Annotated in this window: 20 protein-coding genes; 11 read left to right on the plus strand and 9 right to left on the minus strand. The window is 64.1% G+C overall.

The window, feature by feature from the left end; all coding sequences use genetic code 11:
• Nucleotides 1-106: 106 nt before the first annotated feature.
• Nucleotides 107-943, plus strand: a complete 837-nt coding sequence (locus tag AC5ZFO_RS09900; protein WP_282520979.1) for a helix-turn-helix domain-containing protein — start codon at nt 107-109, stop codon at nt 941-943.
• Between the two features lie 172 nt (nt 944-1,115).
• Nucleotides 1,116-1,601: a nuclear transport factor 2 family protein gene (locus AC5ZFO_RS09905; RefSeq protein ID WP_496122011.1), complete on the plus strand. Its 486-nt coding sequence runs from the start codon at nt 1,116-1,118 to the stop codon at nt 1,599-1,601.
• 63 nt (nt 1,602-1,664) lie between these two features.
• Here AC5ZFO_RS09905 and AC5ZFO_RS09910 read toward each other — a convergent pair whose 3' ends face one another.
• The 5 genes from AC5ZFO_RS09910 to AC5ZFO_RS09930 all read right to left on the minus strand — a co-directional run bounded on the left by AC5ZFO_RS09910 (nt 1,665) and on the right by AC5ZFO_RS09930 (nt 5,271).
• Entirely contained in the window at nt 1,665-2,486 is an 822-nt protein-coding gene (locus AC5ZFO_RS09910; protein WP_282521222.1) for a DUF2182 domain-containing protein, read from the minus strand.
• Nucleotides 2,487-2,535: 49 nt separating this feature from the next.
• Nucleotides 2,536-3,165: a DUF1326 domain-containing protein gene (locus AC5ZFO_RS09915; RefSeq protein ID WP_282520977.1), complete on the minus strand. Its 630-nt coding sequence runs from the start codon at nt 3,163-3,165 to the stop codon at nt 2,536-2,538.
• 229 nt (nt 3,166-3,394) lie between these two features.
• Nucleotides 3,395-3,577, minus strand: coding sequence for a hypothetical protein (locus tag AC5ZFO_RS09920; protein ID WP_282521229.1), 183 nt, complete (start codon nt 3,575-3,577; stop codon nt 3,395-3,397).
• Entirely contained in the window at nt 3,574-4,788 is a 1,215-nt protein-coding gene (zigA, locus tag AC5ZFO_RS09925; RefSeq protein WP_282520976.1) for a zinc metallochaperone GTPase ZigA, read from the minus strand. Before zigA ends, AC5ZFO_RS09920 begins: the two co-directional genes overlap by 4 nt.
• A gap of 225 nt (nt 4,789-5,013) precedes the next feature.
• On the minus strand, nt 5,014-5,271 hold the full coding sequence (locus AC5ZFO_RS09930) for a hypothetical protein (RefSeq protein WP_174770120.1): 258 nt from the start codon (nt 5,269-5,271) through the stop codon (nt 5,014-5,016).
• Nucleotides 5,272-5,486: 215 nt separating this feature from the next.
• Between AC5ZFO_RS09930 and AC5ZFO_RS09935 the strand changes: the two genes are divergently transcribed.
• Complete coding sequence (locus AC5ZFO_RS09935) at nt 5,487-5,861, plus strand: hypothetical protein (RefSeq protein WP_014494631.1); 375 nt, start codon at nt 5,487-5,489, stop codon at nt 5,859-5,861.
• Between the two features lie 3 nt (nt 5,862-5,864).
• On the opposite strand, the gene AC5ZFO_RS09940 is transcribed toward AC5ZFO_RS09935, so the two are convergent.
• Both AC5ZFO_RS09940 and AC5ZFO_RS09945 read right to left on the minus strand, forming a co-directional pair.
• A complete protein-coding gene (locus AC5ZFO_RS09940) occupies nt 5,865-7,190 on the minus strand; it encodes a polysaccharide deacetylase family protein (protein ID WP_282520975.1) in 1,326 nt (441 codons plus the stop codon).
• Between the two features lie 161 nt (nt 7,191-7,351).
• A complete protein-coding gene (locus AC5ZFO_RS09945) occupies nt 7,352-8,158 on the minus strand; it encodes a polysaccharide deacetylase family protein (protein ID WP_282520974.1) in 807 nt (268 codons plus the stop codon).
• Between the two features lie 82 nt (nt 8,159-8,240).
• Here AC5ZFO_RS09945 and mgtE point away from each other — a divergent pair, with 82 nt between their 5' ends.
• The 4 genes from mgtE to tolA all read left to right on the plus strand — a co-directional run bounded on the left by mgtE (nt 8,241) and on the right by tolA (nt 12,073).
• A complete protein-coding gene (gene mgtE / locus AC5ZFO_RS09950) occupies nt 8,241-9,662 on the plus strand; it encodes a magnesium transporter (RefSeq protein ID WP_039147656.1) in 1,422 nt (473 codons plus the stop codon).
• 69 nt (nt 9,663-9,731) lie between these two features.
• Nucleotides 9,732-10,067: a helix-turn-helix domain-containing protein gene (locus tag AC5ZFO_RS09955; RefSeq protein WP_282520973.1), complete on the plus strand. Its 336-nt coding sequence runs from the start codon at nt 9,732-9,734 to the stop codon at nt 10,065-10,067.
• Between the two features lie 145 nt (nt 10,068-10,212).
• A complete protein-coding gene (locus AC5ZFO_RS09960; protein ID WP_282520972.1) occupies nt 10,213-11,031 on the plus strand; it encodes an aldo/keto reductase in 819 nt (272 codons plus the stop codon).
• 49 nt (nt 11,032-11,080) lie between these two features.
• Complete coding sequence (gene tolA / locus AC5ZFO_RS09965; protein ID WP_496122012.1) at nt 11,081-12,073, plus strand: cell envelope integrity protein TolA; 993 nt, start codon at nt 11,081-11,083, stop codon at nt 12,071-12,073.
• Nucleotides 12,074-12,326: 253 nt separating this feature from the next.
• On the opposite strand, the gene AC5ZFO_RS09970 is transcribed toward tolA, so the two are convergent.
• The gene (locus AC5ZFO_RS09970; RefSeq protein ID WP_282520970.1) at nt 12,327-12,725 is read right to left on the minus strand and encodes a hypothetical protein; all 399 of its coding nucleotides are present in this window, start codon (nt 12,723-12,725) and stop codon (nt 12,327-12,329) included.
• Here AC5ZFO_RS09970 and AC5ZFO_RS09975 point away from each other — a divergent pair.
• Nucleotides 12,715-12,864, plus strand: coding sequence for a hypothetical protein (locus AC5ZFO_RS09975; RefSeq protein ID WP_282520969.1), 150 nt, complete (start codon nt 12,715-12,717; stop codon nt 12,862-12,864). The two genes, AC5ZFO_RS09970 and AC5ZFO_RS09975, sit on opposite strands and share 11 nt — an antisense overlap.
• A 488-nt stretch (nt 12,865-13,352) precedes the next feature.
• Here AC5ZFO_RS09975 and AC5ZFO_RS09980 read toward each other — a convergent pair whose 3' ends face one another.
• Nucleotides 13,353-14,069, minus strand: a complete 717-nt coding sequence (locus AC5ZFO_RS09980) for a DUF599 domain-containing protein (protein WP_282520968.1) — start codon at nt 14,067-14,069, stop codon at nt 13,353-13,355.
• Nucleotides 14,070-14,193: 124 nt separating this feature from the next.
• Here AC5ZFO_RS09980 and AC5ZFO_RS09985 point away from each other — a divergent pair, with 124 nt between their 5' ends.
• The 3 genes from AC5ZFO_RS09985 (at nt 14,194) to AC5ZFO_RS09995 (ending at nt 15,711) form a co-directional block, all read left to right on the plus strand.
• Nucleotides 14,194-14,856, plus strand: coding sequence for a glutathione S-transferase family protein (locus AC5ZFO_RS09985; RefSeq protein ID WP_282520967.1), 663 nt, complete (start codon nt 14,194-14,196; stop codon nt 14,854-14,856).
• 89 nt (nt 14,857-14,945) lie between these two features.
• Nucleotides 14,946-15,314, plus strand: coding sequence for a YidB family protein (locus tag AC5ZFO_RS09990; protein WP_282520966.1), 369 nt, complete (start codon nt 14,946-14,948; stop codon nt 15,312-15,314).
• A 205-nt stretch (nt 15,315-15,519) separates the two neighbouring features.
• Nucleotides 15,520-15,711, plus strand: coding sequence for a hypothetical protein (locus tag AC5ZFO_RS09995; protein WP_014494643.1), 192 nt, complete (start codon nt 15,520-15,522; stop codon nt 15,709-15,711).
• The last annotated feature ends 118 nt before the right edge of the window (nt 15,712-15,829 follow it).

Genomic DNA, 15,829 nt, shown 5'->3' on the forward strand with positions numbered 1-15,829 from the left:
CCGCGCTCGGTCGATAACCTCGTAGGTCAAAAACACGCTGACGTGCGGCGCGAATATGACCTCGGAGGTCATGGTGTGGCGGACGCGGCGCTTGGTAGGATGTCGTATGTCCGGCCGCGCAGTTGAATTCGGCGTATTGCTACGGAGGTGGCGGGTCAGCCGGGGGCTGTCGCAGACGGCGCTTGCGCTGGCCGCAAACAGCTCGACCCGGCATCTGTCATATCTGGAGACGGGTCGTTCGCGTCCGAGCAGGGAGATGGTCCACCGCCTTGCTGAGCAGTTGAACCTGCCGTTGCGGGATCAAAACGTGCTTCTGCTCGCCGCAGGCTTTTCGCCCGCCTTCGCCGAGAGGTCTCTCGAAGAGATGTCATCCGCCAAATCCGCGATGGAGCAGGTCCTCCGGGTCCACCTTCCTTATCCGGCGTATGTGCTGGACCGACACTGGAACGTCGTCCTGTCGAACGCGGCGCTGCCGCAGCTTTACGAGGGGTGTTCTCCGGAACTGCTTCGCAGTCCGGTCAACGCCGTGCGCCTCATCCTGCATCCTGATGGCATGGGACCGCGCATCGAGAATTTCGTCGAGTGGCGCGCCCACACCGTCACGGTGCTGAAGCAGCAGATCGAGGCGAGGGCGGATCCCGTCATCCACGCTCTTTTGACCGAAGTATCGTCCTACCCGGTTCCCAAGGGGAGCGTGGCGCTCGCATCGCGAGATGGTCCTCAGCGATATGTTTCGCCACTTCGTGTTCAAACCCGTCTCGGCAGAGTCTCGTTCCTGAACACCACGACCGTTTTCGGTGCACCCGCAGATGTCACGCTGTCGGAGCTTGCTCTCGAAATGCTGTTTCCGGCCGACGAGGCCACGATCGCCATCGTGAACGACATGGTCGAGGAGACCAGATTGTCGGTTGCGAGCAATCCGCTCACCTCCAGGGCTGGTTGACCTTTCTGGTCGGGCTCCATGTGTGTCGTCGAGGGGCAGAGGCGGCACGCGTTCTCCGAGCAGACAATTTGACTTGCGAGATCATCGACTCTCTCCACTGCACGGCGCACCCTGGCGCAGCAGCGAGGGGCTCGCCGCGAACGATGCATGGGGCAGCTCGAGGGAGAACAGAATGAACAGGCGTAATCTTCTGATGGCATCAACGATGGCCGCGCTTGGCGCGCGACTTTCGTCAGGTGCGGTCGCAGCCGAGCGAGCAAGCGATGGGGGAGACAAGATGGTCGGCGTCAACGACATCGTCGTGCGGTATCTGGCGGCGTGGAACGAGCGGGACGCGAAGCGACGGCGCGATCTCGTCGCCGCGACATGGACCGAGGACGGCACCTATGTCGACAGAGTTCGTGATGGGCGCGGGCACGACTCCATCGACGGCATGATCGCGAAGGCCCAGGGGCAGTTTCCTGGCTGCCGGCTCAATCTCGCGAGCGGTATTGAAGCCCATCATGACCATGTCCGCTTCTCCTGGGTCGCGGGCGCCACTGCGGATGCACCGCTCTACATCAAAGGCACCGACTTCGCCTTCATTGCCGACGACGGCCGCTTCAAGTCTGTCGTCGGCTTTGTCGACGCCGCTCCGGCGCCCGCGGCGCGACAGTAAGGTCGAATTGCACTTGCGGTGTTGCCGATGGCAATTCGAACTGAACACCAAGCAGGTTGCTCATCACCGCGGCAACGACACGAGTAGCCAGACGCCGGCGGCCGCGCACGCAATGCCGGCGGCGCGCGCGATCCATCGTCCGATCGGCGTAAGTTTCTCCAACAGGACGAGCAGGGCCAAAAGCGCAATCCAAAGCACGTTCATCACCCCGCCGACGAACAAAAGCGCCATCAGGACCCAGCAGCAGCCGACACAATAGCTTCCGTGCCGCAGCCCCAGCAGCAGGCAGCCTCGCAGGTCGTCGCGAAAGCCGCCGTGGCGCATCAGGAACAGGAACGGCGACTGGCATTGGGCGAGACAAACGTCCTTGAGCGGTGTCCATTGATAGACTCCCGCCGCGATCAGCACGATTGCATTGAGCAGATTGCTGGCGATCGTCATCCGGGAATCCAGCAGGACTGCCCGCTCGATTGCCCATTGGAGGAGGGTTGCTGCCAGCGAAAAGCCGCCCCAGGCGAGGAGATAACCGGCCGCAAACCAGCCGGTCGCAGCGAACGGCTTGCCCTGCGCTTTCCCCTGTCGACCCACGCGGGCGTACATGAGGATCATGGGCGCTGCCGAGGGTGCCATCATTCCGACCATCATCACCACCCACATCAGCAACACATACGCGAACTCGATCGCTCGCCATGGCTCGCTCGCCGGCAACATGATTCCGATTCCGGCCGGGATCATGCGGAACCCGGTCATGTCCATGCCGCCCATGTCCATGTCCTTGGCGAGCCAGAGCACATAGCCCCAAGCCAGCGCGACAATGATCCCGATCGCGCCGCCGACGATCCAGCGATCGCGCCGCAGCACGGTTTCCAGGGGGCCGTCGGTCATTTGCAGTAAGTGTTGCCGGCCTTCTCGCAAGGCCGGATCAGGAGTTGCATCACGCCTGGTTCGACCAGCGGATCGGCGCATAGAGGCCGTTCTTGCCGGAATTGTCCCAGCGCATGCCATGATCGCTGAACGTATTACCGGCGGCGCCGACTGCCATCACCATCCTGTCAGGGCTGACGGGATGGCCGATGTTGGCCCACATTTCCCCGCTCGGATGCATGGTCGGCAACGGGTCGACGGACATGTGCAGAATCTCAGGGATTTCCGCGGACCGCGTCTTGCCCTCGATTCGGAATGTGATCGGGACCTTGCGAACCCCCAGGTTCTTGCTGATCAGCGGTGTGAACGCAGCCATCGGACCACCGGCGGCGCCGGTGAAGATCGCAGCTAGAGCCTCGGTCTGCTCATCGTTGGCGCGCTGGTCGATATAGGCGGCCACCGACCAATCTCCATCTGCCATGATGCCCGGCGCGTGGAGGATGACCAGGACATTGAGTCCATCGAGCTCGGTGTTGCCATAGCGGCCGCTCTCGACGTGGAAGATCAGCGGTACGTTACAGAAGCCCTCGGTCGGTCGCGCGGTCAGCGGGGGAGCCGCCGACACGAGGCAGGGACACACGATGCTGCAACTGCAATTCTCGAAATAGTCACCGGAAAGGTGCCATGGGACATCCGCCATCGCTATCTCCCGCTAGGCCGAACCCGTTAGTTTACTTTCGAATGAGCTACGTGGAGTTGAAAGTTACGCCGCGTTGCGAAGTCCCGCAAGCTGAAGTCCCGCAAGCTATTGTGAGGCTCGGTCAACCTACTGGAAAAAGCTGAAGATCCACCCAGACTCTTTGCCCATTTCCGCAAGCCATTGAAATTTCAATAAATGCGATCGCCCTCCAAACGCGCCACTTTCAGCCTCACCGTTGTCTTGGTTGGCTTTCGGCGACCGCCTCGGGCGCACTTTGGCCTGAGCGATCATCCGCTGGCCCGCCGCACACGGTAACCGGCGGGAATATGCTGTCGTAGATCGCACGCGCCTCACGGATGAGGCGCTGCCGCTCGAGCTCGGATTTCGGAACGAATCGAACGACGTTGGTCATTTGCGTTCCGCAGATTCGTCCGCGCGGCGCCAGACCGGGAAGGGGTCTGCGAGCTTCGCCCATTCCGTGACGTTCATCGCCGGCTTTCCCGGGACGAGGCAGGCGTCCAGACGGGCGCAGAGCGAGCCTTCGTCCATGCCGGTGCCGATGAACACGATTTCCTGGCGGCGATCGCCGTAGATCTCGTTCCAGCTCTCACGCAACCGCTTCCGCCAGGACGGATCATCCGGCCATCGTTCCGCCGGCACGCTCGCCCACCACGCACCAAGGGCCTGCGTGCGCGTGATCGTGCCAGCCTGGCTGATCTCGCCAAGCCATTGTGGGCGCGTCGCGAGCCAAAAGTGTCCCTTGGCGCGAATGACGCCGGGCCAGGGCTCCCTGACGAACTTGTCGAACTTTTCCGGATCGAACGGCCGGCGCGCGCGATAGACGAAGTTGGTCACGCCGTATTCCTCGGTCTCCGGCACGTGATCGGCAAAGCCGTAGAGCTCTTTGAACCAGAGCGGATGCTGCTGCGCCCGCTCGAAGTCGAATTTTCCGGTGTCGAGAATGCGATCGAAAGCGACCCGGCTGTGGTTGGCTTCGATCAAATCCGCGTCCGGATTGAGTGCGCGGATGATTTTCCGTGCCGCCTCGCGCTGCTCAGGTCGGGCGTCGTCGACCTTGTTGAGAACGATCACGTCGGCAAATTCGATCTGCTCGACGAGGAGATCGACCAGCGTGCGCTTGTCGTTCGCCAGCGCTTCGCCACGTTGCTCCAGAAAATCCGTAGACGAATAATCCCTGAGCAGGTTCACGGCGTCGACCACGGTGACCATGGTGTCGAGACGCGCCACATCGGAGAGGCTTTCGCCGTCTTCGGAACGGAAATCGAAGGTCGCCGCAACCGGCAGCGGTTCGGAGATGCCGGTGGATTCGATCAGGAGATAATCGAAGCGGCCGTTCTCGGCGAGGGCGCGCACCTCCTTCAGGAGGTCGTCGCGGAGCGTGCAGCAGATGCAGCCGTTCGTCATCTCGACGAGCTTCTCGTCAGTCCGCGACAGGTTCGCACCGCCATCGCGAACCAGATCCGCATCGATGTTCACCTCGCTCATGTCGTTGACGATCACCGCCACCTTCAGGCCGTGCCGGTTGTTCAGGACGTGGTTCAGCAAAGTTGTCTTTCCAGCCCCGAGGAAGCCGGACAAGACGGTGACGGGGAGCTTTTGCATGGAGATCGAAGAGCCTTTTCAAGGGGATAGGGCGGCGACGCTTGGGATCGGGCATTGGGACCAAATATGTAATGTTATAACATTACATTCGCTGGCGGCGCCGTCGTCAAGTCGTTTCGCGGCTCAGCTCAAATTCACGCGAACATTGAGGTGGATGATCGTTGTAGCGATCGGCTGCCGCTCAGCTCCAGGCAGCAGCGCGCTCGAAGGACCGGCGCGACGCGCTCAGCCGTATTCGTCGCCGATCCCGTATTCCCGGTAGATCTCGAGCGGATCCGTGTCCGGAAACAGGCGGCATTTGGCCTGGGCGAGGTGCAGGCTCACCGCCGACGGCTCCTTGCCGTTCGCCAGCATCTTGCGGATGTCGTCCATATGCGCGCTCGGCTGGTGTTTCGGTTCGAGCTGCTCCAGCGCGACGAGCGCGGTCGCCAGGGCCTCGGTCAGAACCCAGTCGTCGTGGCCCGTGATTCCCTTCTTCGGCATCGGCAGACCCCACATGCGGTGGCTGTGCCAATGTACCGTAGCTTCCGGTGAATCTCCATCGCGCAGCTGGCAACCTCGCGTTTACGTGGAACACGCAGGCCCCGGTACTCTCGCTTGCATTATGAAGGCGCGTGGCTAAAAGGCGGCCGGCGATCGTATCTTTGTCGAAATAAAGATGGGGTAGACCGGTCGCACCGCTCAGGGCTGGAGCCAGCATGGTCTTTCTTAGCTTCGTCTACCGCTTCGTGACGAACTTCGCCTTCATGGCGATGGTCTATTTCAGCCTGAATTTCATGGAGAAATACCAGAACCGGGCGATCCTCGCGATCCTGGTGCTGGTCTATGCCGGCATGCGCGCGGCCTCGACGCTGCGTGCGTTCTATTTCTTCCAGAAGATCGAGAAGCTGGAGGCGGAGACCAAGCGCCTGCAGGCTCCGATCAATGACGGTTCGGGCGCAACGAACGCGCGCAAGCAGGTGGTGGCCGACGTTGCCCGGCTGCGCCGCGACGGCGAGCTCAAGTCCTATATGGACCTGTTCTTCCTGGCGCTGATCGTGCTGCTCTGCGTCGCCAACATCATGCGGCAATAGAGCTTACTGCGCGCGCTTCTTCAGGCTGGCGACGCGGGTCGGATGCGTCACGGCACTCTTCGGTGCCGCGCCCTTGGGGGCGGTGCTCTTGGCCGTGCTCTTGGGGACAATGCTCTTGGGGGCGGTGCCCGTAGCCTGCGCGGTGTGCTTCGCTCCCGCTGGCGCCGTGTGCGCGGTCCGATGTCCGCGCGACTTGCCGGTCTTGCCCTTGGTTGCACGGGGCGTCTCGGCTGCCATCGCCAGCCGCGCCGCGGCGCGCCGCGACAAGGTCGTCGACAGCAGGACCTCGACCGAGCCCTCGGGGATGGCAAAGAGGTCGCGGTTTGGCACGGGCAGGGTGGCCGCGACATTCGCCAGCGCCATGGTCTTGCGCGGCAGCAGCGGCTGATGCTCGATCTGCGCGTTGAGGTCGGCAAGCGACGGCGCCGGCAGCGTCTCGGTCTGCGCGAACACGAAGTTCGGCACGGACGGCCAGCGCGCGATCGGCACGGTCTCGGTCGGCGGATGCAGTAGCCATTCCACCGGCGTGGTCGGCGTCGCCGGCCGGTCGGCGGTCGCGGGCACCACATGCACGATGCGATAGCCGCGCGCCTTGAGGTCGCGGATGATTTTTGGCAGCGCTGCAACCGTCCGCGGCTGGATGTCGTGCAGCAGCAGGATGCCCTTGCCCTTGGCCTCCAGCCGCTGGATCGCGAGCTGATAGACGCGGTCGGACGACACGTGGCGCCAGTCGTCGGCGGGGAAGTCGGCGCTCCAGACCTGGATGCCGCGCGAGATCAGGAGGTTTTCGACGCCTTCGGCGCGCATCAGGCCAGGAATGCGGAAGAACGGCGCGAGCTTGGACGGATCGGTCATCGCGGCCGAGGTCCACTCGATGCCGCCGTTGATCTGCGCCTCGGCCTTGTCGAGCGGCATCCGGTCGAACGTCAGCGGATGGTTCATGCTGTGCGTGCCGACAGTGTGGCCCGCGGCAATCAGCTTGCGCACGCCTTCCGGGTTCGCCTTGGCCTGCTCGCCGATGATGAAGAAGGTCGCCTTGATGCACTCGTCATCGAGCATCTTGAGGATCTGGTTCGAATATTTCGGCAGCGGACCGTCGTCGAAGGTCAGGACGACTTCATGGTCTTTCAGCGGCAGCGTTTCGCGGTACTGCATGGTGCCGATGCGCGGATGCTCGCGCGGATCGACCACGAGGGTGCGGGAGGTCCCGAGTGCATCCGGATGGCCGGGACAGTCCGCCGCAAGGGCCGCCGGTGAACCGACGACCAACAGCCCCAGACACAGGACGATCCACGATCGCGTCCGAACAACAACGCTACTTCCGATCATGAACCTCGTCTGCCTCCTTACGCGACTGCCGCCTTAATTGGTCGGAGACGCCCAGAAACGGTTCAGGCGCAATACCCTCTACATCCTTGCATGCCGTAGCATGAACAGACTGTTAATAGGGCCCAAATCACCCCATTTTGCACCGCCGTGACATTACGGCATCAATGCGCATCGGCACTCTTCTGTGACGTGCCCGTCGGCACGACGTGAACGACGCGATAGCCGTTGTCCCTGAGGTACCGCAGGAAGGCCGGCATGATCGCGGCCGTGCGTGCCTTGGGGTCGTGGAAGAGGATGATGCCCTTGCCGGCGGCGGCGAGGCGCTCGGTGACGAGCTTCAATTCCTGCTCCGGCGTCATCTCGTTCCAGTCGCTGGCCCAGAGGTCGGCCCCGAACACGACGATGCCGCGCGACTGCAGCAGGTCGAGCTGCGCTTGCGTTCCCTCGAAATAGGGGAAACGGAAGAACGGCGTCGAGGGCGTCGTCGTCGACACGCCTTTGAGCGCCATCTCGTCGGCTGCGATGCCGCGGTCGATCTCGCTCTTCGCCTTCTCGAACGGGATCCGCGCCATGAACGGGTGCGACCAGGTGTGGTGGCCGATGGTGTGGCCCTCGCGCGCGATGCGCTTGACCATGTCAGGATGTTCGGAGGCGTGCAGGCCGATCAGGAAGAAGGTCGCGCGCACGCATTCCTGCGCCAGCGCCGCCAGCACCTTCGACGTCGTCGGCGGATGCGGGCCATCGTCGAAGGTCAGCACGACCTCGTGATCGGCGAGCGGCAGCGTCTGCGGAAAGCTCTTCAGGCCGACGCGCGGCGTGGTCTTGGCGTCGACGCTCAGAACGCGCGAGGTGCCGAGCGCGTCCTTGCGCGGGCAGTCCGCGGCCTCCGAAGCGGCGATGCCGATGAGGCCCGCGAAGACCGCGCCCACCGAGATCGACATCCATTTCAGCCGAAGCATCTTTGCCATTGCGCTCGCAGTTCGCTTGTGGGTATTGCCTGACCGTCAGCTCAGACCACTCGTTCCAACCTGTCAAACGGCGAGGCGCGCCATGGATGAACATATGGACGGTGCCCCATCCGCCGAGGCCTCGGTACTCGACCACGTTCCGATGCGCAATGAAGACGGCGAAATTCGTCACGAATTCGTCGAGGAGATTGCCCATGCGATCGAGGCCGGCGACAGCGCCGCGCTGCGCGCCTGCGTCGCCGAGCTGCACGAGGCCGATCTCGGCGATCTGATCGGAGCTCTCGCGCCCGACCACCGCGTTCGCCTGGTCGAGCTGACCGGACGCGACTTCGACTTCTCGGCACTGAACGAACTCGACGAGGGCGTGCGCGAGGAGATCCTCGAGGAGCTGCCGCCGGAGACCGTTGCGGAAGGCGTCCGCGAGCTCGAATCCGACGACGCGGTCGAGCTGCTGGAAACCCTGGACGAGGCGGAGCAGGAGGAAATCCTCGAGAAGCTGCCGTTGCAGGAGCGCGTCGCGCTCGAGCGCAGCCTGCTTTATCCCGAAAATTCCGCCGGCCGCCGGATGCAGACCGAGTTCATCGCGGTGCCGCAGGATTTCACCGTCGGCCAGGCGATCGACTACATGCGCGAGACGCCGGACCTGCCCGACCGCTTCTACGAGATCTACGTCGTGGACAAGGACCAGCACTGGCAGGGTGCGGTCTCGCTCGACGTCCTGCTCCGCGCCCGCCGCCCGGTAGCGCTTGCCGAGCTGACCGACGAGGATCGCCGCCGCGTCTCCGTCCTGGAGGACCAGGAGGAGGTGGCGCGCATGTTCGGCAAGTACAATCTCGTCGCGGCACCGGTGCTCGATACCCAGGATCGCCTGGTCGGCGTCATCACCGTCGACGACGTCGTCGACGTGATCGAGGAGGAGGCGGACGAAGACCTCAAGGCGCTCGGCGGCGTCAACAGCGACGAAGAACTCTCCGACACCGTGTTCACCATTGCGCGGGCGCGGTTCAACTGGCTGCTGGTCAATCTCGCCACCGCCTTTCTTGCATCCTCGGTGCTCGGCCTGTTCGAGGGGCAGCTCGAGAAGATGGTCGCGCTCGCCGTGCTGGCGCCGATCGTCGCGAGCCAGGGCGGCAATGCCGCGACCCAGACCATGACGGTCGCGGTGCGCGCGCTTGCGACGCGCGAGCTCGGCTCCTCCAACGCCTGGCGCGTGGTGATGCGCGAAGGCCTGGTCGGGCTCGTCAACGGCCTCGCCTTCGCCTTGATCACGGGCATCGCGGCGGTGGCCTGGTTCAAGATCCCGGGCCTCGGCATCGTCATCGGACTTGCGATCGTCTGCAACCTCGTCGCCGGTGCGCTCGGCGGCATCCTGATCCCGATGGCGCTCGAACGTGTCAGGGCCGATCCGGCGGTCGCGTCAGGCACGTTCGTCACGACAGTGACCGACGTGGTCGGCTTCTTCTCCTTCCTCGGCATCGCGACGCTGTGGTTCGGGTTGAGGTAGGGGAAGTGCGGCAACTATCTTTAATCCGAACTTAAGCGACTTGCCGCATCATTGCCCGTGCTTGGGGGAATGGACATGCGGTTGCGGCTGAAGGCGGACGGACGGGTCGTCGAGTTGCGGGATGGGCAAGAGCTTCCGGTCCAGTCGCTTCCGGTCCAGCCGTTGCCGATCCAGCCGGCGGTCGATGCCGCCGCTGGCGACGATGCCAGCTCGCTTGCGGTGCGCGCTCTGCGCCGCCGCGCCTGCCTCACCCAGATGGAATTCGCCGCCAAGCTCGGCGTGCCCGTCGAGACGATCCGCAACTGGGAGCAGGGCAAGCGCGCCCCGCGGGGACCCGCCCGCGCGCTGCTCGCGGTGATCGCGCATGCGCCGGACACCGTGTTCCAGGCGCTCGCCAAGGCCTGACTTCAAGGCCGGGCGCGAACCTGCCGTTAGCATTGCCCTGAATATCCGGTCCGGCGCCGGCGTCGTCCGTTGGCAGTGTCACGGGCCGGGTCCATAATGGCGCTCGGATGATGTTTTGAGGCGATCGCAACAGAGAGGATTCCTCATGCTGTTCGTCGAGGCCAATGGCGCAAGGATACCGGCGCTCGGGCTCGGGACCTGGGAGCTGAGCGGGCGCGCTTGCGGCCGCGTGGTCGAGCAGGCGCTGCGGCTCGGCTATCGCCACATCGACACTGCGCAGGTCTACGACAATGAGCGCGAGGTCGGCGACGGCCTGCGCGGCTCCGGCGTGCGCCGCGATGACATCTTCCTCACGACAAAGGTCTGGACCAACCATTTCGCGCCCCATGATCTCGAACGCTCGGTCAAGGAGAGCCTCGCCCGGATGCGGCTCTCCTCCGTCGATCTCCTGCTGTTGCACTGGCCCAATTCGCACGTGCCGCTGGAGGAGACGCTGGGTGCGCTATCGCATGCCAAGCGCATGGGCCTGACCCGCCACATCGGCGTTTCCAATTTCACCGTGGCGCTGATCGAGCAGGCGGTGGCGCTGTCGCCGGAGCCGCTCGTCTGCAACCAGGTCGAATATCATCCTTATCTCGACCAGACGAAGGTGAGGGCAACCTGCGACCAGCATGGCCTCGCGCTGGTCGCCTACAGCCCGATCGCCAAGGGCCGCGTCAAGGCCGACCAGACGCTCGCTGGGCTCGGCCGCGCGCATCGCAAGACGCCGGCACAAATCTGCCTGCGCTGGCTGGTGCAACAGAATGTCGCCGCGATCCCCCGCACCTCGCGCGTCGAACGTCTGTCGGAAAACATCGATATTTTCGATTTCGAGCTCTCGGACGACGAGATGGCCCAGATCGCCGCGCTGGCAAATCCCAAGGGCCGCCTGACCGATTTCGGCTTCGCGCCAAAATGGGATTGAGAGGGGGCCGCTGTATGCTAGGACCGGCGTGGCAACCCAAGATCGATCGATGGAACTGCGGAAGATCATACGGACGGACATTGCAGCGTCGGCGGTCGCGCATCTGACGCTGGTGGCGCTGATCATCCTGATCAGCGAAGTCCATCCGTTTCACGCCGCGGCGCCCGAGACTGTTTCGGTGGACATCGTCACGCCGGAGCAGGTGAAGCAGGAGGAGGCCAAGGCCGAGGAGAAGGCTCAGGAGCAGGCGAAAGAGAAGCCGCCGGAGCCGCTGCCGGACCTGAAACTGCCGAAACTGGATTTCACCGACAAGGACAAGGCGGAAGCCGCGCCGAAGCCTGCGACCAAGCAGCAGGCCGCGGCGCCGTCGCCGTCACCGTCACCGCAGGCCTCGCCTGAACCGCAGCAGAAACAGCCGCAGCCCTCTGAGGCACCGAAGCAGCGGGAGGCCAATGTGCAGCCGCAGCCTCAACAGCCGCAGCCGTCGCAACAGCCGCCTCCGCAACCCCAGCAACAACCGCCGCCCCAGACGATGCCGCAGCCGCCGTCGCAACAGCCGCTGCCACAAGCGATGCAGCAGCCACAGGCCGCGCCGCCGGCCTATCAGGCGCCGGAGCCTGACGTGACGGTCAAGTACGGCGTCATGCTGGGCCTGCCGCCGGAATTGCCGCTGGAGCTGCCGAAAGACGCCCCCAAGGACGATGGCGGCGATGCCAAGGATTCAATCGCAGCCAAGCTGCCACCCGAAGTCATCGCCGCGCTGCGTCGCCACCTGAAGAGCTGCGCCAAACTGTCGGCCGGGGTCGACCCGACCGACAACGTCAACATCAAGCTGCGCACGGTGTTCGCCACCGACGGCACGCTGGCGCGCCCGCCGATCCTGATCGAAGCTCCGCCATCCGCGAAGGGCGTGGCCATCGTGAAGTCCGCGACCGCAGCGCTCCAGGCCTGCCAGCCCTACAAGATGCTGCCGGCCGACAAGTACGACGAATGGAAGATCTTGGACCTGCCGTTCTCGCCGCGGGATTTTGGCGGAGGGTAGGCGGCTCGCTCCACTCCATCCATCCTGCGAGCTAAGGCCTCCCGGTTCGCGGCTTCAACCACGCCATGATCACGGCGTGCGGCGTTCTCCGGCTGCGTGGCAGGCTATGTCTTTCGATGGTGTGCCGTGCAAACGCGCCGGCCTGCTCGGCGGAGCGTCGCTGCGCCGGTGCGAGAGCCATCCACGCGCGAATGACGGTGCGTCGAATATTCGATTTTGGCATCGGATCAAATCCATGAGTTTCGGCGGATGTTCACGCGGCCTGCCGAAGGGCGATGGCCTCCGAACGGCGCGCCAGAAGCACGCTGCCGCAGGGATGGTCGGCGCCTTGCAGGACCACGAAGCCGCGCTTCGTCACCGCGGCACGCAATGCTTCCTTCGCGGCTGCCTTCTGCGCGTCGAGCCAGATGACCAGCACGGCGCGGGGGCTCAGGAAATCGTCGAGCCAATCCACTGTCGCATCGAGTGTGTGAAGCGTGCGTCGCCGCCAATCCACGAGCGCGACTTCATATTGACCGGCCGGGAGGCCGCAATTACCTGCCGCCGCCGCCAGCAGATATCCGCGACGGTGCAGCTCCATCATCAATTCCATGCTCTTTGCGCCGACCACGACGATGCGTTGCCGCGTCGAGCAGTTCGCGATGGCCATCATCGGATCGATGATCCTGTCGCTAACCCCTGAATTCGACATCATTTCACCAGTTCGCTACGCCGCGCGAGCTTGCGCGACGGAGCGGATATGGTGCTGGATGCCGTATGATTTCGAGATTGGCGCGATCGCGATTGCATAGGATCGGCATAGGATCGGCCTCGGCCGAGCGCTGCCGGCAACTTACGCCGCACTTATAAACAGACGATGCACTCCCCATCGCATTCAAATGCCGGCAGCGCCATTCTTCCGGCCCGCGCTTGCTATCGCGCCTTGCCTGGAGGCCAAAATGTCCGCTTACCGTGCATTGATCGTGGGACTACACGATCGTCCCATCAGAATGATCCACATGGATTGCATCGACGACGAAGCTGCGATCAGCTCCGCGGAGAGACTCGTCGACGGTCACGACGTGGAGCTCTGGCAGATGGATCGGCCTGTGGCCAGATTCGATTGCCGGTCCGGGACGATGCGCAGGAAGTGACGGAGCCAGTCGTGTCGTCATCGGAAGCATAGCGAAGCAATCCAGACTGCCGCTGCGGAAAGATTTTGGATTGCTTCGCTTCCGCCGTCGCTCTTCGAGCTATGGCGGACAAGGCGCTCGCAATGACGACGTGGAGAGAGCCGGGATCAATGACCGCGCCTCGGCCCCCCATCGCCGTCCACCTCCTCCGGCGCCATCGCCGCCCAGGCACTGGACGCGAACTGCCTTCGCCAGGTCACGACCACCACCGCCGCCGTGGTCACGAACAGCACCCAGGGGCTGACGAACCAGCCGAGATAGCCGAGTGCGAAGAAGAAGGCGCGCTGGCCGCGGTTGAAGTGGCGGCCGGCGGATTCGAACAGGCGCGAGGTGCGGATGACGTGGGCCTCGGCCTCGGGCGTGTCGCGCCGGTCGGCCGGCGGCATGCCGCCGAACAGGATCGCGACATAATTGAACAGGCGATAGGCCCAGGCGAATTTGAAGAAGGCGTAGACGCAGATCAGCACCAGGCCGACGCATTTCAACTCCCACATTGCGGGCGAGGTGCTGAGGTCGATCGGGAGCTTGGCGAGGATGGTGATGGCGTCGTTGGTGGCGTGCAGCAGCGCCAGCGCGCCGCCGAGCGCGAACAGGCTGGTGGAGGCGAAGAAGGCGGTGCCGTTCTGGAGCGAGGCCATGATCTGCATGTCGACCATCCGGGTGTCGCGGTCGAGCAGGCGGCGCACCCAGACCTCGCGATAGCGGTTCATGCGCGCCGACAGGCTGTCGCGGCCATAGGCCGAGTGCTCCAGCGTGAGGGCATAGACCAGCCATTCGATGATGAAGAAGCCGACCGCCGTGATGTCGACCCAATGCCTGCTCATGTCTAACTCCTCGCGAAGATCGCAACGATTGCCATGCGCGGCCGGGTGCGGCAACGATTGATTGGCGGCAGGCGATGGCGCTAAAAGCAGCCGCATCCAGGGGACTCAGGGAAGGACCAGCGACATGGCAGCGCTCAAGCTCGCGATCGGAAACAAAAATTACTCGTCATGGTCGATGCGGCCATGGCTCGCACTGCGCGCCAATGACATCCCGTTCGTCGAGACCGTCATTCCGCTCTACACGGATAATCCCGCGGACAAGGATCAGATCCTGTCCTTCAGCCGTGCCGGCAAGGTGCCGGTGCTGGTCGACGGCGACATCACGGTGTGGGATTCGCTCAGCATCATCGAGTACATCGCCGAGCGCTACCCGGACGTGAAGCTGTGGCCCGACGATGTCGCCGCCCGCGCGCACGCCCGTTCGGTGTGCGCCGAGATGCATTCCGGCTTCATGGCCTTGCGCAACGAATGCGGCATGAACCTGCACCGCCCCGTGGGCGCCGTGACGCTGTCGGCGGATGCCAAGGCCAACGTCGCGCGTGTGCAGGAGATCTGGCGGGAGTGCCGGGCGCGCTACGGTGCCAAGGGACCGTTCCTGTTCGGCCGCTTCGGTGCGGCGGATGCGATGTACGCCCCGGTCGTGCACCGTTTCCGCACCTACGCGATCGAGGTCACGCCGGAGACCAGGGCCTACATGGACACGATGATGGCGCTGCCGGCGTTCCAGGAATGGACTCGCGACGGCATCGCCGAAACGCTCGTCATCGAGAGGTTCGAGAACGTCTAACCCGCGAATGTGATCGGGCGCCGCTTGACGGTGTGCAGGCTGGCGGCGCTCAATCGCGGTGGAAAGACCGCTTGGGAGAGGGCACGGTCATGGGAATCCTGGACTCGCTGGAAAACAACCCCGCGCTTCGGAGCGCGCTCGGTCAGCTCGGCGCCGCGGTCTTGCCCGCCGTGCTGAACGAGGTGCTCGGCAGCAACAATCAGGGCGGCCTCAGCGCAATCGTCGCCAAGCTCCAGCAGTCCGGCTTCGGTGACCAGGTCAAGTCCTGGCTCGGCAATGGCCAGAACCTGCCGATCTCGGCCGACCAGCTCCGTGCGGTGCTCGGCAACGAAACCGTTCGCCAGCTCGCGGCACGCTACAACATCCCGGTCGACCAGCTCGGCCAGATTCTGGCCCAGGAACTGCCCAAGGCCGTGGACCAGGCAAGCCCGGAGGGTCATCTGCCCCACACCGCCTGAGGGAGCGGGTTCCAGCGGTATCCTCCACTCACCGGTTCCCGCACTATCGTCCTGAAAATACTGCCGGATCGGCCTATTTGCCATGCCTGTATACCGCTGGCCAAAACGCCGCATCGCGTGCTATATGTCACACCGGGTTTTCAGCCGGTCCGTCGCAGTGGGACCCTGGGCACGGCCGGCGCTGTTTGAGTCATGGAGATGGGCGTTGAAGCATAAATTCCCCGTGGGAACGCGCGTACTGTTCACTGCCAGCAACGTCGCGCGCCCGGCTGCGAGTGGCTCATACGAGATCATCCGCCTGCTTCCGACGGATGGCGACGACTGCCAGTACCGCATCAAGAGTTCGACTGAAGCTTTCGAGCGCGTCGCCAAGGAAAGCCAGCTCGCCCAATCCTGACGGATGACTGTGCCGCGCATTGACATCGCGGACGAATTCGCTTCGCTCGCCGTCAAAAGGCCCCCTTCGCCTCGACATGGTGAACCGGGGGCAGTTGCCGACTCGCGGGGGCTCGCTT

The organism is Bradyrhizobium sp. Unk1 (genome assembly GCF_059512345.1).

Coding starts and splice junctions, on each gene's coding strand:
- tolA (WP_496122012.1), top strand. CDS start 11,081: ATGGAACTGCGGAAGATCATACGGACGGACATTGCAGCGTCGGCGGTC.
- AC5ZFO_RS09985 (WP_282520967.1), top strand. CDS start 14,194: ATGGCAGCGCTCAAGCTCGCGATCGGAAACAAAAATTACTCGTCATGG.
- AC5ZFO_RS09945 (WP_282520974.1), bottom strand. CDS start 8,158: ATGGCAAAGATGCTTCGGCTGAAATGGATGTCGATCTCGGTGGGCGCG.
- AC5ZFO_RS09935 (WP_014494631.1), top strand. CDS start 5,487: ATGGTCTTTCTTAGCTTCGTCTACCGCTTCGTGACGAACTTCGCCTTC.
- AC5ZFO_RS09940 (WP_282520975.1), bottom strand. CDS start 7,190: ATGATCGGAAGTAGCGTTGTTGTTCGGACGCGATCGTGGATCGTCCTG.
- AC5ZFO_RS09975 (WP_282520969.1), top strand. CDS start 12,715: ATGGCCATCATCGGATCGATGATCCTGTCGCTAACCCCTGAATTCGAC.
- AC5ZFO_RS09915 (WP_282520977.1), bottom strand. CDS start 3,165: ATGGCGGATGTCCCATGGCACCTTTCCGGTGACTATTTCGAGAATTGC.
- AC5ZFO_RS09930 (WP_174770120.1), bottom strand. CDS start 5,271: ATGCCGAAGAAGGGAATCACGGGCCACGACGACTGGGTTCTGACCGAG.
- mgtE (WP_039147656.1), top strand. CDS start 8,241: ATGGATGAACATATGGACGGTGCCCCATCCGCCGAGGCCTCGGTACTC.
- AC5ZFO_RS09970 (WP_282520970.1), bottom strand. CDS start 12,725: ATGATGGCCATCGCGAACTGCTCGACGCGGCAACGCATCGTCGTGGTC.
- zigA (WP_282520976.1), bottom strand. CDS start 4,788: ATGCAAAAGCTCCCCGTCACCGTCTTGTCCGGCTTCCTCGGGGCTGGA.
- AC5ZFO_RS09960 (WP_282520972.1), top strand. CDS start 10,213: ATGCTGTTCGTCGAGGCCAATGGCGCAAGGATACCGGCGCTCGGGCTC.
- AC5ZFO_RS09955 (WP_282520973.1), top strand. CDS start 9,732: ATGGACATGCGGTTGCGGCTGAAGGCGGACGGACGGGTCGTCGAGTTG.
- AC5ZFO_RS09980 (WP_282520968.1), bottom strand. CDS start 14,069: ATGAGCAGGCATTGGGTCGACATCACGGCGGTCGGCTTCTTCATCATC.
- AC5ZFO_RS09905 (WP_496122011.1), top strand. CDS start 1,116: ATGAACAGGCGTAATCTTCTGATGGCATCAACGATGGCCGCGCTTGGC.
- AC5ZFO_RS09990 (WP_282520966.1), top strand. CDS start 14,946: ATGGGAATCCTGGACTCGCTGGAAAACAACCCCGCGCTTCGGAGCGCG.
- AC5ZFO_RS09900 (WP_282520979.1), top strand. CDS start 107: ATGTCCGGCCGCGCAGTTGAATTCGGCGTATTGCTACGGAGGTGGCGG.
- AC5ZFO_RS09920 (WP_282521229.1), bottom strand. CDS start 3,577: ATGACCAACGTCGTTCGATTCGTTCCGAAATCCGAGCTCGAGCGGCAG.
- AC5ZFO_RS09910 (WP_282521222.1), bottom strand. CDS start 2,486: ATGACCGACGGCCCCCTGGAAACCGTGCTGCGGCGCGATCGCTGGATC.